This is a genomic window from Streptomyces sp. 378 (assembly GCF_030124145.1).
Lineage (GTDB): Bacteria > Actinomycetota > Actinomycetes > Streptomycetales > Streptomycetaceae > Streptomyces.
Map to the genome: position 1 here is coordinate 240,552 of NZ_JASKMS010000005.1, position 19,637 is coordinate 260,188.

Consider the following 19,637-nt stretch of genomic DNA (forward strand, 5'->3'; position numbering starts at 1 on the left):
ATGACTGCCACCCTGACGACCGTGGACCGGTACGCCCGCCTCGCGCGCGGCTGCCGCCCCCGCGGCTGCCGCGCCCCGGCCCGCCGGGTCCACGGCCGCCGTGTCCGGTACGTCATCGGTGACGAACCAGGGCAGGTCAACGGCATGCGATGGCAGCAGCGCCCCGTAGGGGGCGCGGGGAACTGCGCGACAAGCCACGAACGGCCCGCAGCCGCCTGACCATCCCCGCCCCCACGGCGACCGTGCATCCGACACACTCACCGTGAGGTATTCGCATGTCCAGTCAGTTCTTCATCCCCGACCCCGAGGGTCAGACGCCCGACCCCGAGGGCTACTTCGGGGCCTTCGGCGGCAAGTTCATCCCGGAGGCGCTCGTCGCAGCCGTCGACGAGGTGGCCGTCGAGTACGACAAGGCCAAGCACGACCCGGAGTTCGCCAGGGAACTCGACGACCTCCTGGTCAACTACACCGGCCGCCCCTCCGCGCTCACCGAGGTGCCCCGGTTTGCCGAGCACGCCGGAGGCGCCCGGGTCTTCCTCAAGCGCGAGGACCTGAACCACACCGGCTCCCACAAGATCAACAACGTCCTCGGCCAGGCCCTGCTCACCCGGCGCATGGGCAAGACCCGGGTCATCGCCGAGACCGGCGCCGGCCAGCACGGCGTGGCCACGGCCACCGCCTGTGCGCTCTTCGGTCTCGAGTGCACGATCTACATGGGCGAGATCGACACCCGTCGCCAGGCCCTCAACGTCGCCCGCATGCGCATGCTCGGCGCCGAGGTCATCGCCGTGAAGTCCGGCAGCCGCACGCTGAAGGACGCCATCAACGAGGCCTTCCGCGACTGGGTCGCCAACGTCGAGCACACGCACTACCTCTTCGGCACCGTCGCCGGACCGCACCCCTTCCCGGCGATGGTCCGCGACTTCCACCGGGTCATCGGCGTCGAGACCCGCCGCCAGCTCCTGGAGCGCGCCGGGCGCCTCCCCGACGCGGCCGTCGCCTGCGTCGGGGGCGGCTCCAACGCCATCGGCCTCTTCCACGCCTTCATCCCGGACACCGGCGTACGCCTCATCGGCTGCGAACCGGCCGGGCACGGCGTCGAGACCGGCGAGCACGCCGCGACCCTCACCGCCGGCGAGCCCGGCATCCTGCACGGCTCCCGCTCCTACGTCCTCCAGGACGAGGAGGGCCAGATCACCGAGCCGTACTCGATCTCGGCCGGTCTGGACTACCCGGGCATCGGCCCGGAGCACTCGTACCTGAAGGACTCCGGCCGCGGCGAGTACCGCGCGGTCACCGACGACGCGGCGATGCAGGCCCTGCGCCTGCTCTCGCGCACCGAGGGCATCATCCCGGCCATCGAGAGCGCCCACGCGCTGGCCGGCGCCCTGGAGGTCGGCAAGGAACTGGGCAAGGACGGGCTGATCGTGGTCAACCTCTCCGGCCGCGGTGACAAGGACATGGACACCGCCGCCCGCTACTTCGGCCTGTACGACACCGACGCCGAGGTCGCCGAGGACGCCTCCGGCACCGCCGAGATCGAAGGGGACGCCAAGTGAGCGGGAACATCCAGCTGTTGAGCGACACCCTCGCCGCGGCGAAGTCCGAAGGGCGCTCCGCCCTCATCGCCTACCTCCCGGCCGGGTTCCCGACCGTGGACGGCGGCATCGACGCGATCAAGGCCGTCATCGACGGCGGCGCCGACGTCGTCGAGGTCGGCCTGCCGCACAGCGACCCCGTCCTCGACGGTCCCGTCATCCAGACCGCCGACGACATCGCCCTGCGCGGCGGCGTGAAGATCGCCGACGTGATGCGCACGGTCCGCGAGGCCCACCGGGCCACCGGCAAGCCGATCCTCGTCATGACGTACTGGAACCCCATCGACCGCTACGGCGTCGAGCGGTTCACCGCCGAGCTCGCCGAGGCGGGCGGCGCCGGGTGCATCCTGCCCGACCTGCCCGTACAGGAGTCGGAGGGGTGGAGGGAGCACGCGGAGAAGCACGGTCTGGCCACCGTCTTCGTCGTGGCGCCCAGCAGCAAGGACGAACGGCTCGCGCGGATCACCGCGGCCGGCAGCGGATTCGTCTACGCCGCCTCCCTCATGGGCGTCACCGGCACCCGCGCCACCGTCAGCTCGCAGGCCCAGAACCTGGTGGAACGCACCCGGGCCACGGGAACGGAGCTGCCGGTCTGCGTCGGGCTCGGCGTCTCCACGCCCGCCCAGGCCGCCGAGGTCGCGGGCTTCGCCGACGGCGTGATCGTCGGCTCCGCCTTCGTCAAGGCGATGCTGGACGCACCGGACGACGCGGCCGGTGTCGAGGCCGTGCGCGCACTCGCGGGCGACCTCGCGAAGGGCGTGCGCGGACAGGTGTGAGGAACCCGGAAGTCATACAGGTCCCTCGTACGGGTGGACCTGGGGCCGGGGAGGCGCGGTGCGCCTCCCCGGTTCGTTTCCGGGGTGTGAGCGAGAAGAACCGTGAGGGAAAGCGCACCGCCCGGGAGAAGCTGGCGGTCGAGCGCGAGAAGCAGAAGTCCGCGGACAAGCGCCGGCGCGCGCTGATCGTGGGCGGGGCCGTCGTCGCCGTCCTGGGACTCGCGGCGGTGATCGGCGTCGTCGCGGCCAACGCCGGCAAGGACGACAGCGCGGCCTCGGGCCCGGTCGTGGCGCCCTCGGGAGCCCAGGGCAAGGACGGCCTGGCCATCCCGGTGGGCAAGGACAGCGCCAAGTCCACGCTCACGGTGTGGGAGGACTTCCGCTGCCCGGCCTGCAAGTCCTTCGAGACGGCGTACCGCCCGGTGATCCACGAGCTGACGAACGCGGGACAGCTGAGGACCGAGTACCACCTGGTCACCCTCATCGACGGCAACATGGGCGGCACCGGCTCCCGCAACGCGGCCAACGCCGCGGCCTGCGCCCAGGACGCCGGGAAGTTCCCCGCGTACCACGACGTGCTCTTCGACAACCAGCCCTCGGAGGTCGACGACGCCTACGCGGACAACGCCAGACTGATCGAGCTGGCCGGCAAGGTCGACGGCCTGGACACCCCCGCCTTCCGCGCCTGCGTCGAGAAGGGCACGCACAACGGCTGGGTCGCCAAGTCCGACCAGGCCTTCGACAAGGGCGACTTCTCGGGCACGCCGACCGTGCTGTTCGACGGCAAGAACATCTACCAGGACCAGACGATGACCCCGGCCAAGCTGAAGCAGATGGTGCTGGAGGCGAACCAGGGGTAAGAGCTGTTCTCACGCCCCCGTTATGGACCCGTAGCCGGGCTGCCCACCGCGCCCCCGGTGCGGCACGGTAGCGTCGACCTTGCCATGGAACTTGCCTTCATTCCCAGCCCGTCGCGCGGGGTGCTGTACCTCGGCCCCATTCCGCTGCGCGGTTACGCGTTCTGCATCATCATCGGCGTCTTCGTTGCCGTCTGGCTCGGCAACAAACGCTGGATCGCCCGAGGCGGGCGGACCGGCACGGTGGCCGACATCGCCGTCTGGGCCGTGCCCTTCGGTCTGGTCGGCGGCCGCCTCTATCACGTGATCACGGACTACGAGCTGTACTTCAGCGAGGGCCGTGACTGGGTGGACGCCTTCAAGATCTGGGAGGGCGGCCTCGGCATCTGGGGCGCCATCGCACTCGGCGCGGTGGGCGCGTGGATCGGCTGCCGCCGCCGCGGTATCCCGCTGCCCGCGTACGCCGACGCCATCGCACCCGGCATCGCCTTCGCCCAGGCGATCGGCCGCTGGGGCAACTGGTTCAACCAGGAGCTGTACGGCAAGCCCACCGACCTGCCGTGGGCCCTGGAGATCACCTCCTCCTCGGACGGCCGGGTGCCGGGCACATACCACCCGACGTTCCTGTACGAGTCGCTGTGGTGCGTCGGCGTGGCGTTCCTGGTCATCTGGGCGGACCGCCGCTTCCGCCTCGGACACGGCCGGGCGTTCGCGCTGTACGTCGCCGCGTACTGCGCCGGCCGGGCGTGGATCGAGTACATGCGGGTCGACGACGCCCACCACATCCTGGGTCTCCGGCTGAACGTGTGGACCGCGATCCTGGTGTTCCTGCTCGCGGTGACGTACCTCGTGGTGTCGTCGAAGAAGCGGCCCGGGCGGGAGGACGTCGTGGAGCCCGGCGCTTCGGCTTCCGGCGATGACGCCGACGGCGGCGGGACCTCCGATGAGACGGGCAAGGACGAGGCGGCCGCCGGCGAGGACGACCGGGTCGCGGACGAGGCCGAGGCGGACGCGGACAGGAACGAGGCCGGGTCGGGGAAGAAGACCTGACGGCCTGTCCTGTGTGACGGTGCGAGAGCGCCCGGGGGATGGTTCCCGGGCGCTCTCGGCGTGTCAGCGGCGGTCGGCCAGGGACAGGGTGCGCCGGGCCGCCGTCACCACCGCCGCGTCGATGAAGCGGCCGTCCGGGAGGGCCTGTGCGCCCCGCTCCTCGGCGGCCGCCTTCAGCACTGTCTCCGCCCGCTCGATCTCCGCCTCGGTGGGCAGATAGGCGCGTTCGATCACCGGGAGCTGCCGGGGGTGGATCGCGGCGCGGCCGAGGAAGCCCAGGGCGCGGCCGTGGGCGCAGGAGGCGGCCAGCCCGTCCAGGTCGCGGGTGTCCGGGTGGACGGACTGGGGCGGTGGGGGCAGCCCCGCGGCCCGGGCTGCCACGACCACCCGGGAGCGGGGCCAGTCGAGGCCGGTGTCGTCGCCTACGCCGAGGTCGGCCCGCAGGTCGGCCTCGCCGAGCGCGATGCCGCGCAGGTTCGGGTGGGCGCCGGCGATGGCGTACGCCTGTTCCACGGCGAGGGCCGTCTCCAGCAGGGCGTACAGGTCGGCGCGAGCGGCTCGGCGTGCGGCGCGGGTGATCTCGGCCGGTGAGGTGATCTTGGGGAGGCGGAGGCCGGAGAGCCCGGGTGCCGGGGCCAGTGCCGCCAGGTCCTGCTCGCCCCAGGGGCTGTCCAGGGCGTTGACGCGGACGTGCACCGGGACCGCCGGCGGGTTGCCGAGGAGGTCGGAGGTCGCGGCGCGGGCGTAGGCCTTGCGGTCGGGGGCGACCGCGTCCTCCAGGTCGATGACGACGACGTCGGCGCCGCAGGTGAGGGCCTTCGCCACCACGGCGGGACGGTCGCCCGGGGCGTACAGCCAGGTGAGCGGGAACGCCGTCACAGGGCGCCCTCCGCGCGCAGTGCCGTCAGGTCGTCCGGTGTCAGACCCAGTTCGGTGAGGACCTCGTCGGTGTCCGCGCCGTGCGGGCGGCCGGCCCAGCGGATCGCACCGGGCGTGGCGGAGAGCCGGAAGAGGACGTTCTGCATGCGCAGCGGGCCGAGCTCGGGGTCGTCGACGGTGGTGATGGTGTCCAGGGCCTGGTACTGAGGGTCCGCCATCACGTCCTGGACGTCCTGGACCGGGGCCACCGCCGCCTCCGCCTTCTCGAAGGCGGCCATGACGTCGGCGCGGGTGCGCGCGGCGATCCAGTCGCCGACCGCCGCGTCGAGGACATCGGCGTGCCGGGCGCGGTCGGCGCCCGAGGCGAACCAGGGCTCGTCGATCAGTTCCGGGCGGCCGACCAGGCGCATCACGCGTTCCGCGACCGACTGGGCCGACGTGGAGACGGCGACCCAGGTGCCGTCCGCCGTCCGGTAGACGCCGCGCGGAGCGTTGTTGGGGGAGCGGTTGCCGGTGCGGGGCTGGATGTGGCCGAGCTGGTCGTACCAGAGGGGCTGGGGGCCCAGCGCGGCCAGGATCGGTTCGATCAGGGCCAGGTCGACGACCTGGCCCTCGCCGGTGCGCTCGCGGGCGGCGAGCGCCGTCATCACGGCGTACGCCGTCGTCAGACCCGCGATGGAGTCGGCCAGGCCGAAGGGCGGGAGGGTCGGGGGCGCGTCCGGTTCGCCGGTGATCGCGGCGAAGCCGCTCATCGCCTCGGCGAGGGTCCCGAAGCCGGGGCGGTGCGCGGAGGGGCCGAACTGGCCGAAGCCGGTGACGCGGGCCAGGACCAGCCGGGGGTTGACGGCCGACAGCTCCGGCCAGCCGAGGTCCCACTTCTCCAGGGTGCCGGGGCGGAAGTTCTCGATGACCACGTCGGCGGTCTCGGCCAGGCGCAGGAGCGTGGTGCGGCCGCCGGGCTTGGACAGGTCGAGCGTCATGGTGCGCTTGTTGCGGCCGAGCATCTTCCACCACAGGCCCACGCCGTCCTTCGACGGGCCGTGGCCACGGGAGGGGTCCGGCTTCCTCGGGTGCTCGATCTTGACGACCTCGGCGCCGAAGTCGCCGAGCAGGGTGGCGGCCATCGGGCCGGCGAAGAGGGTGGCCAGGTCGAGGACGCGCAGGCCGCTGAGGGGCGTGGTCGTGGGCGCGGTCATGGGCGGAGGGTCTCCCGGTGCGTGAGGTGGGCGAGGGTGTCGAAGCCGATGCCGTTGAAGTCGCCGACGGATGTCGACAGCCGGTTCTTCAGGGGCGCCGTCCAGCGGTCGGGGAGCGCCCCGGGGTGCCCTGCCAGCAGTCCGGCGATGCCGCCGGCCGTCGCGCCGTTGGAGTCGGTGTCCCAGCCGCCGCTCACGACACGGCAGACGGAGCCGGCGAAGTCGCCGTTCGCGTGGGTGAGGGCGGCGGCGATCAGGGCGGTGTTGGGGACGGCGTGCACCCAGTGGTGGGTGTCGGCGTGGCGGGCGTGGAGTGCGTCGACGACCGTGTCGAAGTCTTCGTGCTCGTGCGCCAGCCGGACGGCCTCGCGAACGGCCCGGGCCAGGCGCGAGCGGGGTGGGACGACGGTGAGGCCGGTCCGCAGGCAGGTGTGGACGTCGTGTGCGCCGGTCGCCGCGGCGGCGATTCCGGCCGCCGCGAACATGGCCGCGTAGACGCCGTTGGCGGTGTGGGTCAAGGTGGCGTCCCGGTGGGCCTGTTCGGCGGCCGCGGCCGGGTCGCCGGGGTTGGTCCAGCCGTGGATGTCGGCGCGGATCAGGGCGCCGATCCATTCCCGGAACGGGTTGCGGTGGCGGGCGGTGTGCGGGGGTTCGAGGCCGCAGAGCAGGTTGCGGTAGGCGATGCGCTCGGCGGTGAAGGTGCGGCCGGCGGGGAGTTCGTCGAGCCAGGTCCGGGCCACGTCCGTGGAGGTGAAGGCCCTGCCGTGGCGTTGGAGGAGGACGAGGTTGAGCAGGGGGTAGTTGAGGTCGTCGTCCTCGGGCATGCCGTCGATGTTCTCGGCGAGGGAGGTGTGCGCCGAGCGGCGGTTCCAGGGGTGGCGTCTCAGGAGTTCCTCGGGGACGCCCCGGGCGGTGAAGTAGCCGGCGAGGGGCCAGTTTCCGGAGGCCCGGGCGAGTCGGCGGATGGCGTCGAGGGGGAGCTTCTCGACGGGTTTGCCCAGCAGGCAGCCGGTGGCGCGGCCGAGCCAGGCGGCTTCGAGGTGCTGCGGGGTCGTGGCCCCCGGGCCCGCGGGTCCGGGCCAGTCGGGGCAGGCGGCCTTGATCCTCGCCAGGTCGGTCGGTTCGTCGTCGGCCAACGCGCTGGGCAGGTCGGCCAGTTCGTCCAGGAGGTCCTTCGCCAGCCGGCGCAGGGAGCGGGAGGCCGGGGTGGGGGACGCGCCCGCTGCGGCCGGAGCCTGCGGGCCGCCTGCCGCTCGCCAGCGTGCTGCGACGTGCTTCGGCTCGCGTCCGTCCTGGGCCGCCTGGCGGAGTTCATGGCCGATCAGGTCCTCCGGCTGGATCCAGGTCAGTCGGAGCATTCCCGGCCTCCGAGGGACGCGAAGGCCTGCTCGTGGGCGCGGCGGCGAGCCACGTCGCGGGTGAAGATCTCGCGGGTCACGGCGGTGAGGGTGGCCGCCGGTTCCCACAGGTCCAGACGGCTCGCCTCCGCGACCGTCTTGGCCCAGTCCTCCGGGACCGGGGAGCCCAGGGCGCCGGCCAGGGCGCCGGCCATCGTGGCGATGGAGTCGCAGTCGCGGCCGTAGTTCACCGCGCCGAGGACCGTGTGGCGGTAGTCGCCGCGCGCCACGAGCAACAGGCCCAGCGCGACCGGGAGTTCCTCGATGGAGTGGAGGCGGGACGGCCGGCGGGCGCCGAGCGAGGGGGCGCGGTAGTCCGGGCCCACCGTGTCGTAGGGGGCCACGGCCTCGCGCAGCGGGCGCAGTGCCGACTCGAAGTCCGGGTGGCGGGACGCCTCCTCGCAGACCCGCTCGATCGCGGTCCGGGTGCCGTCCTTCGCCAGGGAGAGGCAGGCCGAGACCACCGAGTCCGGGGTCGCGCCGGGGGTGCACGCCGCCGCCACCGCGGCGGCCAGGACGCCCGCGGCCTCACGGCCGTACGACGACTGGTGTGCACCGGCGATGTCCAGGGCCTCGGCGTACGCCGCCCTCGGGTCGGCCGCGTTGACCAGGCCGACCGGGGCCGTGTACATCGCCGCGCCGCAGTTGACGATGTTGCCGGTGCCGGCCTCGCGCGGGTCGGCATGGCCGTAGTGGATCCGTGTCACCAGCCACTTCTCCGCCAGGAAGATCCGCTGCAGGGGCAGGGCCCGCGTCTCCAGTTCCGGGATCCAGCGCGGCTCGGTCATCAGGTCCGGGACCAGGTGGTCGGCGATCGCGTAGGCGTCGAGGTGGTCGCGGACCCGGGCGTAGACGCGGACCAGGGCGTGGGTCATCAAAGTGTCGTCGGTGACGTGGCCGTCGCCCTTGTGGTAGGGGGCGAGGGGGCGGGCCGTGCGCCAGTCGTCGCCGTGCCAGGGGCCGACGATGCCGTGGACGCGACCGCCGTGGCGTTCGAGGATCTGCTCGGGTGAGTAGCCCTCGACGGGACCGCCGAGCGCGTCGCCGACCGCTGCTCCTACCAGCGCTCCGGTGATCCGCTCGTCCAGAGTGGCGTTTTGGTGTGGTTTGGGCTGCATGGCCGCATCATCCACCCGGGCGGGCCGGTTGGACGGCTTCCAGGAGTTCGGCGAGTTCCACGAGGTCCGTGCCGGTCAGGCGGGGGAGGACGCAGCCGGAGAGGGTGCGGCAGGTGTCCCGCCAGGAGGCGGGGATCGACGCGCCGCCGCCCAGGGCGCCGGTGAGGGCACCCGCGAGGGCCGGGGCGGAGTCCGCGACGCGGGACAGGCAGGCCGCCGCGGGGAGCGCCTCCGCGATGCGGCCGCGGGCGGCGGTGGCCAGGGCGAGGGCGACCGGGACGGTTTCGGCGGCGGCGATGCCGTAGCTGTAGACGTGGTCGACGATCTGGTGCTCCAGGGGCGGGACCAGGGCGAAGGCGCCGTCCGCGGCAGTGGCGAGTTCCAGGGCGTGCCGGGCGTTGCGGCCGATCTCCGTCTCCTCGGGGAGTTCGGCCAGGGCCGCCGTGACACAGGCGTCGACGTCCGCGCCGGCCAGGGCGAGGGCGAGTGCCGCCGCCATGGCGCGGGCGCCGTGGACGCCGTCGCCGTCCTGGGTGTAGCGGGCGTCGAACTCGGCGAGGTCGGCGGCGGAGCGGGGGTCGCCGGGGTGGGCCACGGCCAGGACACAGGCGCGTACGCAGGCGGCGTCGTCGAAGTAGTGCGGGTTGTCGTGCCCGGTGGCGGGCGGGCGCAGGCCGGTGGCGAGGTTGCCCAGGCCGGCACGGACGGAGATGCGGGCGCGCAGAGGGAGGACGGCGGACTCGATCTCGGGGGCACGGTCCGCTGCCGCGGCGACCTCGCTCGCGAGCGCGTTCCAGGTGAGGTCGATCGCGGCGCGGGTGCGGCGTTCGCGGCTGAGGTCGTTCAGGACGGTGTCGTCGCCGGCGCGCAGGAGTGCTTCCGCGGCGAAGGCCGCCCATTCCGCGTCGTCGGAGGGGCCGAGGCGGAGGGGCTCCGGAGGCTGGTTCAGGGCGATGGGGACAGGGAGGGTGGTGGTGGCGTTCTGTTCGGCGAAGGTGTCCAGTTCGCGGGTGAGGCGGCGGGTCCAGTCGGGCATGCGGGCGGCTCTGTGGCGGGCGGCGGGCCAGCCCGCGGCGTCCCCGGCGGCCAGTCCGAGCAGGAGGCCTTCGGTCCTCTTCCCGGCTTCGGTGTCGCTTTCGGCGCTCTTGTCTGCCGCCCGTGCACCGCTCGTGACCGTTACCCGAAGGGCCCTGGTCTCCCGTGGGGCGGCCTCACCGTCGGCGGCCGGCGCTTCGTACGTCGTCATGAGAGAACCTCCGCAGGCGTCAGCAGGTCCGCCACGTCCAGGACGTGGTAGCCCGCCATCGCCGGGAGGCACCTGCCGTGGACCGGGCCGATGGGGGTCGCCCAGGCCCGCGGGATCGCCGACACGCCCTGTGTCGCACCCGCCAGGGCCCCCGCCACCGCCGCCGTGGTGTCGGCGTCGCGGCCCATGTTCACCGCGGTCAGGACCGCCTGCTCGAAGTCGCCGTCCGCCGCCGCGTACGCGCCGAAGGCCAGGGCGACCGCCTCGGGGGCCAGATCGGTCCAGGGGTAGCCGCCGATGACGACCGCGGAGCGGACCGCGCGTTCGCCGCGGTGGGCGACCGTCACCGCGCGGCGCAGGCTGCGGGCCGTCCAGGAGTCGTCGGGGACGACCGCGAGGGCCGCGGCCACCACCGCGGTCGAGGGGGCGCCGGCCATCGCCGCCGCGACCCCCGCCGCCACCGCCTGGCCGCCGTAGATGCCCTCGCCGTCATGGCTCACCGAGCCGTCGATCGCGACCAGTCGGGCCGCCTCCGCCGGGCGGCCCGCGGCGAACACCCCGAAGGGGGCCGCCCGCATGGCCAGCCCGTCGCTCCAGGCATGCCGGTGCTGGGCGGAGATCGGGGCGGCCAGGCCCCGGCGCAGGTTCTCCAGGGTGCCGCGTTCGCTGAAGCCGGCGCCCCGGAAGGGGCCCTCGTCGCGATCGGCGATCCACTCGTGCCAGGCCGCCTCCACGTGGGCCGCCATGAGTGCGGAGCCGTGCCGGGCCAGGAGGAGGCCGGAGAAGATCGCGTACTCGGTGTCGTCGGTGCCCGCCGGCTTCTCGGCGACGTACCCGGTGATCCGGCCCCACCGGGCCCGGATCTCGGAGGGCTTCATGTTCTCGGCCGGGGCGCCGAGCGCGTCACCGACGGCCAGGCCCAGCAGCGCTCCGCGCGCCCGTGCGCGGAGTCCGGCGGCGTCCCCGGGCGCCGGGACGGAGGGGATGCAGGCGATCGGTGCCATACGGCATGTGTCCCCCTCAGGTGACCCAGCCGAGCCTCATGCGCCTCAGCATCACCCGGTCGACATCTGCGCGCGACAATGATCAAGTGAGCGTTCAAGGGTAAAACCGCAGGTTAGCGCAGCCTTTCCTTGCTGGCGAGGGGGAAATTCGAGGCGTAGTTTGGGGGTTGTAGAACTCTGGAATCTGTCCAAAGAACGGGGAGTGGGGATCTTCCATGGCCATCATCGACACCGAGGCGACGCTGCACGAGGCGCACCGGGACAACCACACCCACCGGGATGTGAACGGCGGCTGGCTGCGTCCCGCGGTGTTCGGAGCGATGGACGGCCTCGTCTCCAACCTCGCACTGATGACGGGCGTCGCGGGCGGGGCGGTCGGTCAGCACACCATCGTCCTCAGCGGACTCGCGGGCCTGGCCGCCGGCGCCTTCTCGATGGCCGCCGGCGAGTACACCTCCGTCGCCTCGCAGCGCGAGCTCGTCGAGGCCGAGCTGGACGTGGAGCGGCGCCAGTTGCGCAAGCACCCCCAGGACGAGGAGGCCGAGCTCGCGGCGCTGTACGAGTCGAGGGGCGTCGAGCCGCGACTGGCCCGTGAGGTGGCCCGGCAGCTGTCGGAGGACCCCGAGCAGGCCCTGGAGATCCACGCCCGCGAGGAACTGGGCATCGATCCCGGCGATCTGCCCTCGCCCACCGTGGCCGCGGTGTCGAGCTTCGGCTCCTTCGCGCTGGGCGCGCTGATTCCCGTACTGCCGTATCTGCTGGGGGCGAGCAGCATGTGGCCGGCCGTGTTGCTGGCGCTGCTCGGGCTCTTCCTGTGCGGCGCGGTGGTGGCCAAGGTGACGGCGCGCACCTGGTGGTACAGCGGGCTGCGGCAACTGCTCCTGGGAGCGGCGGCGGCCGGTGTGACGTACGCCCTGGGCACCTTGTTCGGAACGGCCGTAGGATAGCGCGGCTCGGATCTATGCGAGGGGCCGCATAAGTAGCCGTTACTCGTGGGTTTCGGATGTGTGGCCACCGGGCATGAGCCCCAAGCGCTGCGGGCAACGACGCCCGCCGCGCGCCCCAGCGGGCGGGCGAAGCCGCCTGTCCCGCTCCCCGGGCCGACGGAAACCGATCTGACCCGGTCGTTCCGTGCGGTCCCTCCATGCTTCCGCTGCTGGTGCGGTACCCCCGCCGCGAACCCGCAGTGTCCGCATGCTGGAACGGATTATCCCGGTTCCCGAGAACCGCTCCATCATGTAACCTGCACGAAATTTTGCGATCACGCGAGGGCCAACGTCGTCCCTCGGCACATGCACATATGCCAGATGACGACGACGGGAGAGCCGATGCGTACGCCGCGCCAGCCGTCCCAGCATTCCGCGAATGGCCAGAACTGGTCCTTCATGGATGCTCGCCCTGCTGCGCAGGGTATGTACGACCCCCGCAACGAGCACGACGCCTGCGGCGTCGGCTTCGTCGCCACTCTTACCGGCGAGGCGTCCCACACCCTGGTCGAGCAGGCCCTGACCGTCCTGCGCAACCTCGAACACCGCGGCGCCACCGGCTCGGAGCCCGACTCCGGCGACGGCGCCGGCATCCTGTCGCAGGTCCCGGACGCCTTCTTCCGTGACGTGGCCGGATTCGAACTGCCCGAGGCCGGGGCCTACGCCGTCGGTATCGCCTTCCTGCCGGAGGACTCCACCGCCGACGCCGTCTCGCGGATCGAGTCGATCGCCTCGGACGAGAACCTCACCGTCCTCGGCTGGCGCGAGGTGCCGGTCGCCCCGCAGCTGCTGGGTGTCACCGCCCGGTCGACCATGCCGGTCTTCCGCCAGATCTTCGTCAGCGACGCCGCCGCCTCGCCCGCCACGGGCATCGACCTCGACCGCCGGGCCTTCGTGCTGCGCAAGCGGGCCGAGCGCGAGGCCGGCGTGTACTTTCCGTCGCTGTCCGCCCGGACCATCGTCTACAAGGGCATGCTGACCACCGGCCAGCTGGAGCCCTTCTTCCCCGACCTGTCCGACCGCCGCTTCGCCTCCGCGATCGCGCTCGTGCACTCCCGGTTCTCGACGAACACCTTCCCGTCGTGGCCGCTGGCCCACCCGTACCGCTTCGTCGCGCACAACGGTGAGATCAACACCGTCAAGGGCAACCGCAACTGGATGGTCGCCCGCGAGTCGCAGCTCGTCTCGGACCTGTTCGGGTCCGACAAGGCCATCGAGCGGATCTTCCCGGTCTGCACGCCGGACGCCTCCGACTCCGCCTCCTTCGACGAGGTCCTCGAACTCCTGCACCTGGGCGGCCGTTCCCTGCCGCACTCCGTGCTGATGATGATCCCGGAGGCGTGGGAGAACCACGACTCCATGGACCCCGCCCGGCGCGCCTTCTACCAGTTCCACTCCACGCTGATGGAGCCCTGGGACGGCCCCGCCTGCGTCACCTTCACCGACGGCACCCAGGTCGGCGCGGTCCTCGACCGCAACGGCCTGCGCCCCGGCCGCTACTGGGTCACCGACGACGGCCTCGTCGTGCTCGGCTCCGAGGTCGGCGTGCTCGACATCGACCCGGCCAAGGTCGTCCGCAAGGGCCGCCTCCAGCCCGGCCGCATGTTCCTCGTGGACACCGCCGAGCACCGCATCATCGAGGACGACGAGATCAAGGCCGAGCTCGCCGCCGAGAACCCCTACGCGGAGTGGGTCGAGGCCGGCGAGATCGAGCTGTCCGACCTGCCCGAGCGCGAGCACATCGTGCACACGCACGCCTCGGTCACCCGCCGCCAGCAGACCTTCGGCTACACCGAGGAGGAGCTGCGCGTCATCCTCGCGCCGATGGCCAAGGCCGGCGCCGAGCCGATCGGCTCGATGGGCACCGACTCGCCGATCGCCGCGCTGTCGGACCGCCCGCGTCTGCTCTTCGACTACTTCACGCAGCTGTTCGCGCAGGTCACCAACCCGCCGCTGGACGCCATCCGCGAAGAGCTGGTCACCTCCCTGCGCTCCTCGCTGGGCCCCCAGGGCAACCTGCTGGAGCCGTCGGCCGCGTCCTGCCGCAGCGTCCTGCTGCCCTTCCCGGTCATCGACAACGACGAGCTGGCCAAGCTCATCCACGTCAACGCCGACGGTGACATGCCGGGCTTCAAGGCCGCGACCCTGTCCGGCCTGTACCGGGTGCACGGCGGCGGTGACGCGCTGGCCGCGCGCATCGAGGAGATCTGCGCCGAGGCCGACGCCGCCATCGACAACGGCGCCCGCCTGATCGTCCTGTCGGACCGACACTCGGACGCCGAGCACGCGCCGATCCCCTCGCTGCTGCTCACCGCGGCCGTCCACCACCACCTCATCCGCACCAAGCAGCGCACCCAGGTGGGCCTGCTGGTCGAGGCCGGTGACGTCCGCGAGGTCCACCACGTCGCCCTGCTCATCGGCTACGGCGCCGCCGCCGTCAACCCGTACCTGGCGATGGAGTCCGTCGAGGACCTGGTCCGCGCCGGTACCTTCCTGCCCGGCATCGAGCCCGAGCAGGCCATCCGCAACCTCATCTACGCCCTCGGCAAGGGCGTGCTGAAGGTCATGTCCAAGATGGGCATCTCGACCGTCGCCTCCTACCGCGGCGCCCAGGTCTTCGAGGCCGTCGGTCTCGACGAGGCCTTCGTCGCGAAGTACTTCAACGGCACGGCCACCAAGATCGGCGGCGTCGGCATCGACGTCGTCGCCAAGGAGGTCGCCGCCCGCCACGCCAAGGCCTACCCGGCCTCCGGCATCGCCCCCGCCCACCGGGCGCTGGACATAGGCGGCGAGTACCAGTGGCGCCGCGAGGGCGAGCCGCACCTGTTCGACCCGGAGACGGTCTTCCGCCTCCAGCACTCCACGCGCTCCGGCAAGTACGACATCTTCAAGAAGTACACCGAGCGCGTGAACGAGCAGTCCGAGCGGCTGATGACGCTCCGCGGCCTCTTCGGCTTCAAGTCGGACCGGCAGCCGATCTCCATCGACGAGGTCGAGCCGGTCTCCGAGATCGTCAAGCGGTTCTCGACGGGCGCCATGTCGTACGGCTCCATCTCCCAGGAGGCGCACGAGACCCTCGCCATCGCCATGAACCAGCTGGGCGGCAAGTCCAACACCGGTGAGGGCGGCGAGGACCCGGAGCGCCTGTACGACCCGGCCCGCCGGTCGTCCATCAAGCAGGTCGCCTCCGGCCGCTTCGGTGTGACCTCCGAGTACCTGGTCAACTCCGACGACATCCAGATCAAGATGGCCCAGGGCGCCAAGCCCGGCGAGGGCGGCCAGCTGCCCGGCCACAAGGTCTACCCGTGGGTCGCCAAGACCCGTCACTCGACGCCGGGCGTCGGCCTCATCTCGCCGCCCCCGCACCACGACATCTACTCCATCGAGGACCTGGCCCAGCTGATCCACGACCTCAAGAACGCGAACCCGCAGGCGCGGATTCACGTCAAGCTGGTCTCCGAGGTCGGCGTCGGCACCGTCGCCGCGGGTGTCTCCAAGGCCCACGCGGACGTCGTGCTCATCTCCGGCCACGACGGCGGCACCGGTGCCTCGCCGCTCACCTCGCTCAAGCACGCCGGCGGTCCCTGGGAGCTCGGCCTCGCCGAAACCCAGCAGACGCTGCTGCTCAACGGCCTGCGCGACCGCATCGTCGTGCAGACCGACGGCCAGCTGAAGACCGGCCGCGACGTGGTCATCGCCGCGCTGCTCGGCGCCGAGGAGTTCGGCTTCGCGACCGCGCCGCTCGTCGTCTCCGGCTGCGTCATGATGCGCGTCTGCCACCTGGACACCTGCCCGGTCGGCATCGCCACGCAGAACCCGGTCCTGCGCGAGCGGTACGCCGGCAAGGCCGAGTACGTCGTGAACTTCTTCCAGTACATCGCCCAGGAGGTCCGCGAGATCCTCGCCGAGCTGGGCTTCCGCTCCATCGAGGAGGCCGTCGGCCACGCCGAGACGCTGGACGTCACGCGTGCCGTCGACCACTGGAAGGCACAGGGCCTGGACCTGGCGCCGCTGTTCCACGTGCCCGAGCTGCCCGAGGGCGCGGTGCGCCACCAGATCACCGTGCAGGACCACGGCCTGGAGAAGGCGCTGGACAACCAGCTCATCAAGCTGGCCGCCGACGCCCTGGCCGCGTCCGGCGCCACCGAGGCCCAGCCGGTCCGCGCCCAGGTGCAGATCCGCAACATCAACCGCACGGTCGGCACCATGCTCGGCCACGAGGTGACGAAGAAGTTCGGTGGCGCGGGCCTGCCCGACGACACCATCGACATCACCTTCACCGGCTCCGCGGGCCAGTCCTTCGGCGCGTTCGTGCCGCGCGGTGTCACGCTGCGCCTGGAGGGCGACGCCAACGACTACGTCGGCAAGGGCCTGTCCGGCGGCCGGATCGTGGTCCGCCCCGACCGCGCGGCCGACCACCTCGCCGAGTACAGCGTCATCGCCGGCAACACCATCGGCTACGGCGCCACCGGCGGCGAGATGTTCCTGCGCGGCAAGACCGGTGAGCGGTTCTGCGTGCGCAACTCCGGCGCGACGGTCGTCTCCGAGGGCGTGGGCGACCACGGCTGCGAGTACATGACCGGTGGCCACGCGGTGGTGCTCGGCGAGACCGGCCGCAACTTCGCGGCCGGCATGTCCGGCGGCATCGCCTACGTGATCGACCTGGACCGGGACAACGTCAACGCCGGCAACCTGGACGCGGTCGAGGCGCTGGACGACACCGACAAGCGGTGGCTGCACGACGTGGTCCGCCGCCACCAGGAGGAGACGGGCTCCACCGTCGCCGAGAAGCTCCTGGCCGAGTGGGACACCGCCGTCGAGCGCTTCAGCAAGATCATCCCCAGCACGTACAAGGCAGTGCTCGCCGCCAAGGACGCCGCCGAGCGAGCCGGTCTCTCCGAGACCGAGACCCACGAGAAGATGATGGAGGCGGCGATCAATGGCTGACCCGAAGGGCTTCCTGAACCACGGGCGCGAGCTCGCCAAGTCCCGCCCCGTCGAAGAGCGCGTCAAGGACTGGAACGAGGTCTACGTCCCCGGCTCCCTGCTGCCGATCATCAGCAAGCAGGCCAGCCGCTGCATGGACTGCGGCATCCCGTTCTGCCACAACGGCTGTCCGCTCGGGAACCTCATCCCCGAGTGGAACGACTACGCCTACCGCGAGGACTGGGCGGCAGCGCAGGAGCGCCTGCACGCCACCAACAACTTCCCGGAGTTCACGGGCCGCCTGTGCCCCGCTCCGTGCGAGTCGGCGTGCGTGCTCGGCATCAACCAGCCGCCGGTCACCATCAAGAACGTCGAGGTCTCGATCATCGACAAGGCGTGGGAGACCGGGGACGTCGCCCCGCAGATCCCGGAGCGCCTGTCCGGCAAGACCGTCGCGGTCATCGGCTCGGGCCCGGCCGGTCTGGCCGCCGCCCAGCAGCTCACCCGCGCCGGTCACACCGTCGCCGTCTACGAGCGCGCGGACCGCATCGGAGGCCTCCTCCGCTACGGCATCCCCGAGTTCAAGATGGAGAAGCGGCACATCAACCGCCGCATCGAGCAGATGCGCGCCGAGGGCACCCGCTTCCGCACGGGCATCGAGATCGGCCGCGACCTGAAGGCCACGGACCTGAAGAAGCGCTACGACGCGGTCGTCCTGGCCGTCGGCGCCACCACGGCCCGCGACCTGCCGGTGCCGGGCCGTGAGCTCAAGGGCGTCTACCAGGCCATGGAGTACCTGCCGCTGGCCAACAAGGTGCAGGAGGGCGACTTCGTGGCGCCCCCCATCACGGCCGAGGGCAAGCACGTCGTGGTCATCGGCGGCGGCGACACCGGCGCGGACTGCGTGGGCACGGCCCACCGCCAGGGCGCGGCCTCCGTCACGCAGCTGGAGATCATGCCCCGCCCGAGCGACGAGCGGCACCCGACCAACCAGCCGTGGCCGACCTTCCCCATGCTGTACAAGGTCACCTCGGCCCACGAAGAGGGCGGCGAGCGCGTCTACTCGGTCTCCACGACCCACTTCGAGGGCGACGAGGACGGCAACGTCCAGTGGCTGCACCTCACCGAGGTGGAGTTCATCGACGGCAAGCTGACCCAGAAGCCGGGCACCGAGCGCAAGATCCCCGCCCAGCTGGTCACCCTCGCCATGGGCTTCACCGGCACCGACCGTGAGAACGGCCTGGTCGAGCAGTTCGGCCTGGAGCTCGACGAGCGCGGCAACATCGCCCGCGACGCCGACTTCCAGACCAACGTGCCGGGCGTGTTCGTCGCCGGTGACGCCGGACGCGGCCAGTCGCTCATCGTCTGGGCGATCGCGGAGGGCCGCTCGGCGGCACGCGGCGTGGACCGTGCCCTCACGGGCGCGAGCGAGCTGCCGGCGCCGATCCGCCCCACGGACCGCGCGCTGATGGTCTGACCGCACCACGCCACACCGCACCGCACCGCACAAAAGACGTCCCGCACAACGGCGTGCGGAACACTGACAGCGCCTGCCCATCAGTCCCCGACCGGACGACCGGGCAGGCGCTGTCGCATGTCCTCAGCCGGTGCGGTCGCCGAGTCCGCCCCGTCGGTCGGCTCGTCGGCGAGCAGGGTCACGGGGCGCACGCGAGGGCGTCACGGCCCTCGTCGCCACCCACGAGACCCTCAACTCCTCGGCCTGGCCGACCGGGTGCTGGAACTGAGCGACGGAGTGGCCGTCGAGGAGTGAGAGGATGCGGGCCATGGTCGCGATCAGCCTCAGCAAGGTCCAGGAGACCGCTCCCGCACTGGTGAACCTCTACAAGAGCGCCGGGGTGTCCCTCGCGAAGCACGGCCTCGACGGGCTGCGGGCCGCGGTCTATCTCGTGGTCGACTACTCGGGCTCGATGAAGCCGTACTACAAGGACGGCAGTGTGCAGGCGCTGGCCGAGCGGGTGCTCGGGCTGTCGGCGCATCTGGACGACGACGGCAGCGTGCCGGTCGTGTTCTTCTCCACCGACGTCGACGCCGTCACCGACATCGCCCTCGCCGATCACCGGGGCAGGGTCGAGCGGATCGTCGCCGGGCTCGGGCACATGGGGAAGACCAGCTACCACCTGGCGATGGACGCCGTCATCGACCACTACCTGGACAGCGGGTCGGCCGAGCCCGCCCTCGTGGTGTTCCAGACCGACGGCGGGCCCATCAACAAGCTCGCCGCGGAGCGGTACCTCTGCAAGGCGGCCAAGCTGCCGCTGTTCTGGCAGTTCATCGGCTTCGGCGACCCGGGCAGCAAGCAGTTCGACTTCCTGCGCAAGCTGGACGAGCTGGCCGTGCCCGGCAAGCGGATCGTCGACAACGCCGGGTTCTTCCACGCGGGGGCGGATCCGCGCAGGGTCCCGGACACCGAGCTGTACGACCGGCTGGTGGGCGAGTTCCCGAAGTGGCTGCTGGCCGCGCGGGCGCGGGGGATCGTGAGGGACTCCGGCAGCCGCTGAGCCGGGCCGCTCCTCCCCTTGGCCCAACCGCCCCCACGCCCCGTTTGCACGCCCGCGACGCCGTGCCACGCTGGGAAGGATCCGA

At 72.1% G+C, this 19,637-nt stretch carries 15 protein-coding genes and 1 pseudogene; 10 read left to right on the top strand and 6 right to left on the bottom strand.

All coding sequences use genetic code 11. From position 1 onward, the window contains the following. The 5 genes from trpM to lgt all read left to right on the top strand — a co-directional run bounded on the left by trpM (position 1) and on the right by lgt (position 4,281). Positions 1 to 219, top strand: a complete 219-nt coding sequence (gene trpM / locus QNO09_RS09850; protein WP_283969710.1) for a tryptophan biosynthesis modulator TrpM — start codon at positions 1 to 3, stop codon at positions 217 to 219. Between the two features lie 56 nt (positions 220 to 275). Next, complete coding sequence (trpB, locus tag QNO09_RS09855; protein WP_283969711.1) at positions 276 to 1,559, top strand: tryptophan synthase subunit beta; 1,284 nt, start codon at positions 276 to 278, stop codon at positions 1,557 to 1,559. Continuing rightward, entirely contained in the window at positions 1,556 to 2,374 is an 819-nt protein-coding gene (trpA, locus tag QNO09_RS09860) for a tryptophan synthase subunit alpha (RefSeq protein ID WP_283969712.1), read from the top strand. Before trpB ends, trpA begins: the two co-directional genes overlap by 4 nt. Before the next feature lie 86 nt (positions 2,375 to 2,460). Then, the gene (locus QNO09_RS09865; protein WP_283969713.1) at positions 2,461 to 3,234 is read left to right on the top strand and encodes a DsbA family protein; all 774 of its coding nucleotides are present in this window, start codon (positions 2,461 to 2,463) and stop codon (positions 3,232 to 3,234) included. Positions 3,235 to 3,318: 84 nt separating this feature from the next. Next, positions 3,319 to 4,281, top strand: coding sequence for a prolipoprotein diacylglyceryl transferase (lgt, locus tag QNO09_RS09870; RefSeq protein WP_283969714.1), 963 nt, complete (start codon positions 3,319 to 3,321; stop codon positions 4,279 to 4,281). A gap of 63 nt (positions 4,282 to 4,344) precedes the next feature. Here the strand turns inward: lgt and QNO09_RS09875 are convergent, their stop codons facing one another. Genes QNO09_RS09875 through QNO09_RS09900 form a run of 6 tightly spaced genes read right to left on the bottom strand, consistent with a single transcriptional unit; the run spans position 4,345 to position 11,121 of the window. Beyond that, entirely contained in the window at positions 4,345 to 5,160 is an 816-nt protein-coding gene (locus QNO09_RS09875) for an HpcH/HpaI aldolase/citrate lyase family protein (protein WP_283969715.1), read from the bottom strand. Continuing rightward, positions 5,157 to 6,356, bottom strand: coding sequence for a CaiB/BaiF CoA transferase family protein (locus QNO09_RS09880; RefSeq protein ID WP_283969716.1), 1,200 nt, complete (start codon positions 6,354 to 6,356; stop codon positions 5,157 to 5,159). The genes QNO09_RS09875 and QNO09_RS09880 overlap by 4 nt, the downstream gene beginning before the upstream one ends. Continuing rightward, positions 6,353 to 7,714 (bottom strand): ADP-ribosylglycohydrolase family protein, encoded by a 1,362-nt coding sequence (locus QNO09_RS09885; RefSeq protein ID WP_283969717.1) that lies wholly within the window; start codon positions 7,712 to 7,714, stop codon positions 6,353 to 6,355. The genes QNO09_RS09880 and QNO09_RS09885 overlap by 4 nt, the downstream gene beginning before the upstream one ends. Beyond that, positions 7,702 to 8,871, bottom strand: coding sequence for an ADP-ribosylglycohydrolase family protein (locus QNO09_RS09890; protein WP_283969718.1), 1,170 nt, complete (start codon positions 8,869 to 8,871; stop codon positions 7,702 to 7,704). Before QNO09_RS09890 ends, QNO09_RS09885 begins: the two co-directional genes overlap by 13 nt. Positions 8,872 to 8,878: 7 nt before the next feature. After that, the gene (locus tag QNO09_RS09895) at positions 8,879 to 10,117 is read right to left on the bottom strand and encodes an ADP-ribosylglycohydrolase family protein (RefSeq protein ID WP_283969719.1); all 1,239 of its coding nucleotides are present in this window, start codon (positions 10,115 to 10,117) and stop codon (positions 8,879 to 8,881) included. Further along, positions 10,114 to 11,121, bottom strand: a complete 1,008-nt coding sequence (locus QNO09_RS09900; protein ID WP_283969720.1) for an ADP-ribosylglycohydrolase family protein — start codon at positions 11,119 to 11,121, stop codon at positions 10,114 to 10,116. Before QNO09_RS09900 ends, QNO09_RS09895 begins: the two co-directional genes overlap by 4 nt. A 215-nt stretch (positions 11,122 to 11,336) precedes the next feature. Between QNO09_RS09900 and QNO09_RS09905 the strand changes: the two genes are divergently transcribed. The 5 genes and pseudogenes from QNO09_RS09905 (at position 11,337) to QNO09_RS09925 (ending at position 19,552) form a co-directional block, all read left to right on the top strand. Further along, the gene (locus QNO09_RS09905; protein WP_283969721.1) at positions 11,337 to 12,068 is read left to right on the top strand and encodes a VIT1/CCC1 transporter family protein; all 732 of its coding nucleotides are present in this window, start codon (positions 11,337 to 11,339) and stop codon (positions 12,066 to 12,068) included. 381 nt (positions 12,069 to 12,449) lie between these two features. Further along, positions 12,450 to 17,054, top strand: coding sequence for a glutamate synthase large subunit (gltB, locus tag QNO09_RS09910; RefSeq protein WP_283969832.1), 4,605 nt, complete (start codon positions 12,450 to 12,452; stop codon positions 17,052 to 17,054). Further along, the gene (locus tag QNO09_RS09915; RefSeq protein ID WP_283969722.1) at positions 17,047 to 18,510 is read left to right on the top strand and encodes a glutamate synthase subunit beta; all 1,464 of its coding nucleotides are present in this window, start codon (positions 17,047 to 17,049) and stop codon (positions 18,508 to 18,510) included. Before gltB ends, QNO09_RS09915 begins: the two co-directional genes overlap by 8 nt. A gap of 193 nt (positions 18,511 to 18,703) precedes the next feature. Further along, positions 18,704 to 18,804 (top strand): annotated as a pseudogene (locus tag QNO09_RS39680) (ATP-binding cassette domain-containing protein); the annotation flags it as partial. 13 nt (positions 18,805 to 18,817) lie between these two features. Further along, positions 18,818 to 19,552 carry a vWA domain-containing protein gene (locus QNO09_RS09925; RefSeq protein WP_283969724.1) on the top strand — a complete coding sequence of 245 codons (735 nt, stop codon included), beginning with the start codon at positions 18,818 to 18,820 and terminating at the stop codon, positions 19,550 to 19,552. Positions 19,553 to 19,637: the final 85 nt, after the last annotated feature.

Excerpts from the sequence above, each read along its gene's own strand:
- QNO09_RS09900 (WP_283969720.1), bottom strand. The coding sequence starts at position 11,121 with ATGGCACCGATCGCCTGCATCCCCTCCGTCCCGGCGCCCGGGGACGCC.
- QNO09_RS09880 (WP_283969716.1), bottom strand. The coding sequence starts at position 6,356 with ATGACCGCGCCCACGACCACGCCCCTCAGCGGCCTGCGCGTCCTCGAC.
- QNO09_RS09915 (WP_283969722.1), top strand. The coding sequence starts at position 17,047 with ATGGCTGACCCGAAGGGCTTCCTGAACCACGGGCGCGAGCTCGCCAAG.
- QNO09_RS09905 (WP_283969721.1), top strand. The coding sequence starts at position 11,337 with ATGGCCATCATCGACACCGAGGCGACGCTGCACGAGGCGCACCGGGAC.
- QNO09_RS09925 (WP_283969724.1), top strand. The coding sequence starts at position 18,818 with ATGGTCGCGATCAGCCTCAGCAAGGTCCAGGAGACCGCTCCCGCACTG.
- QNO09_RS09895 (WP_283969719.1), bottom strand. The coding sequence starts at position 10,117 with ATGACGACGTACGAAGCGCCGGCCGCCGACGGTGAGGCCGCCCCACGG.
- lgt (WP_283969714.1), top strand. The coding sequence starts at position 3,319 with ATGGAACTTGCCTTCATTCCCAGCCCGTCGCGCGGGGTGCTGTACCTC.
- gltB (WP_283969832.1), top strand. The coding sequence starts at position 12,450 with ATGCGTACGCCGCGCCAGCCGTCCCAGCATTCCGCGAATGGCCAGAAC.
- QNO09_RS09885 (WP_283969717.1), bottom strand. The coding sequence starts at position 7,714 with ATGCTCCGACTGACCTGGATCCAGCCGGAGGACCTGATCGGCCATGAA.
- trpM (WP_283969710.1), top strand. The coding sequence starts at position 1 with ATGACTGCCACCCTGACGACCGTGGACCGGTACGCCCGCCTCGCGCGC.
- trpB (WP_283969711.1), top strand. The coding sequence starts at position 276 with ATGTCCAGTCAGTTCTTCATCCCCGACCCCGAGGGTCAGACGCCCGAC.
- QNO09_RS09890 (WP_283969718.1), bottom strand. The coding sequence starts at position 8,871 with ATGCAGCCCAAACCACACCAAAACGCCACTCTGGACGAGCGGATCACC.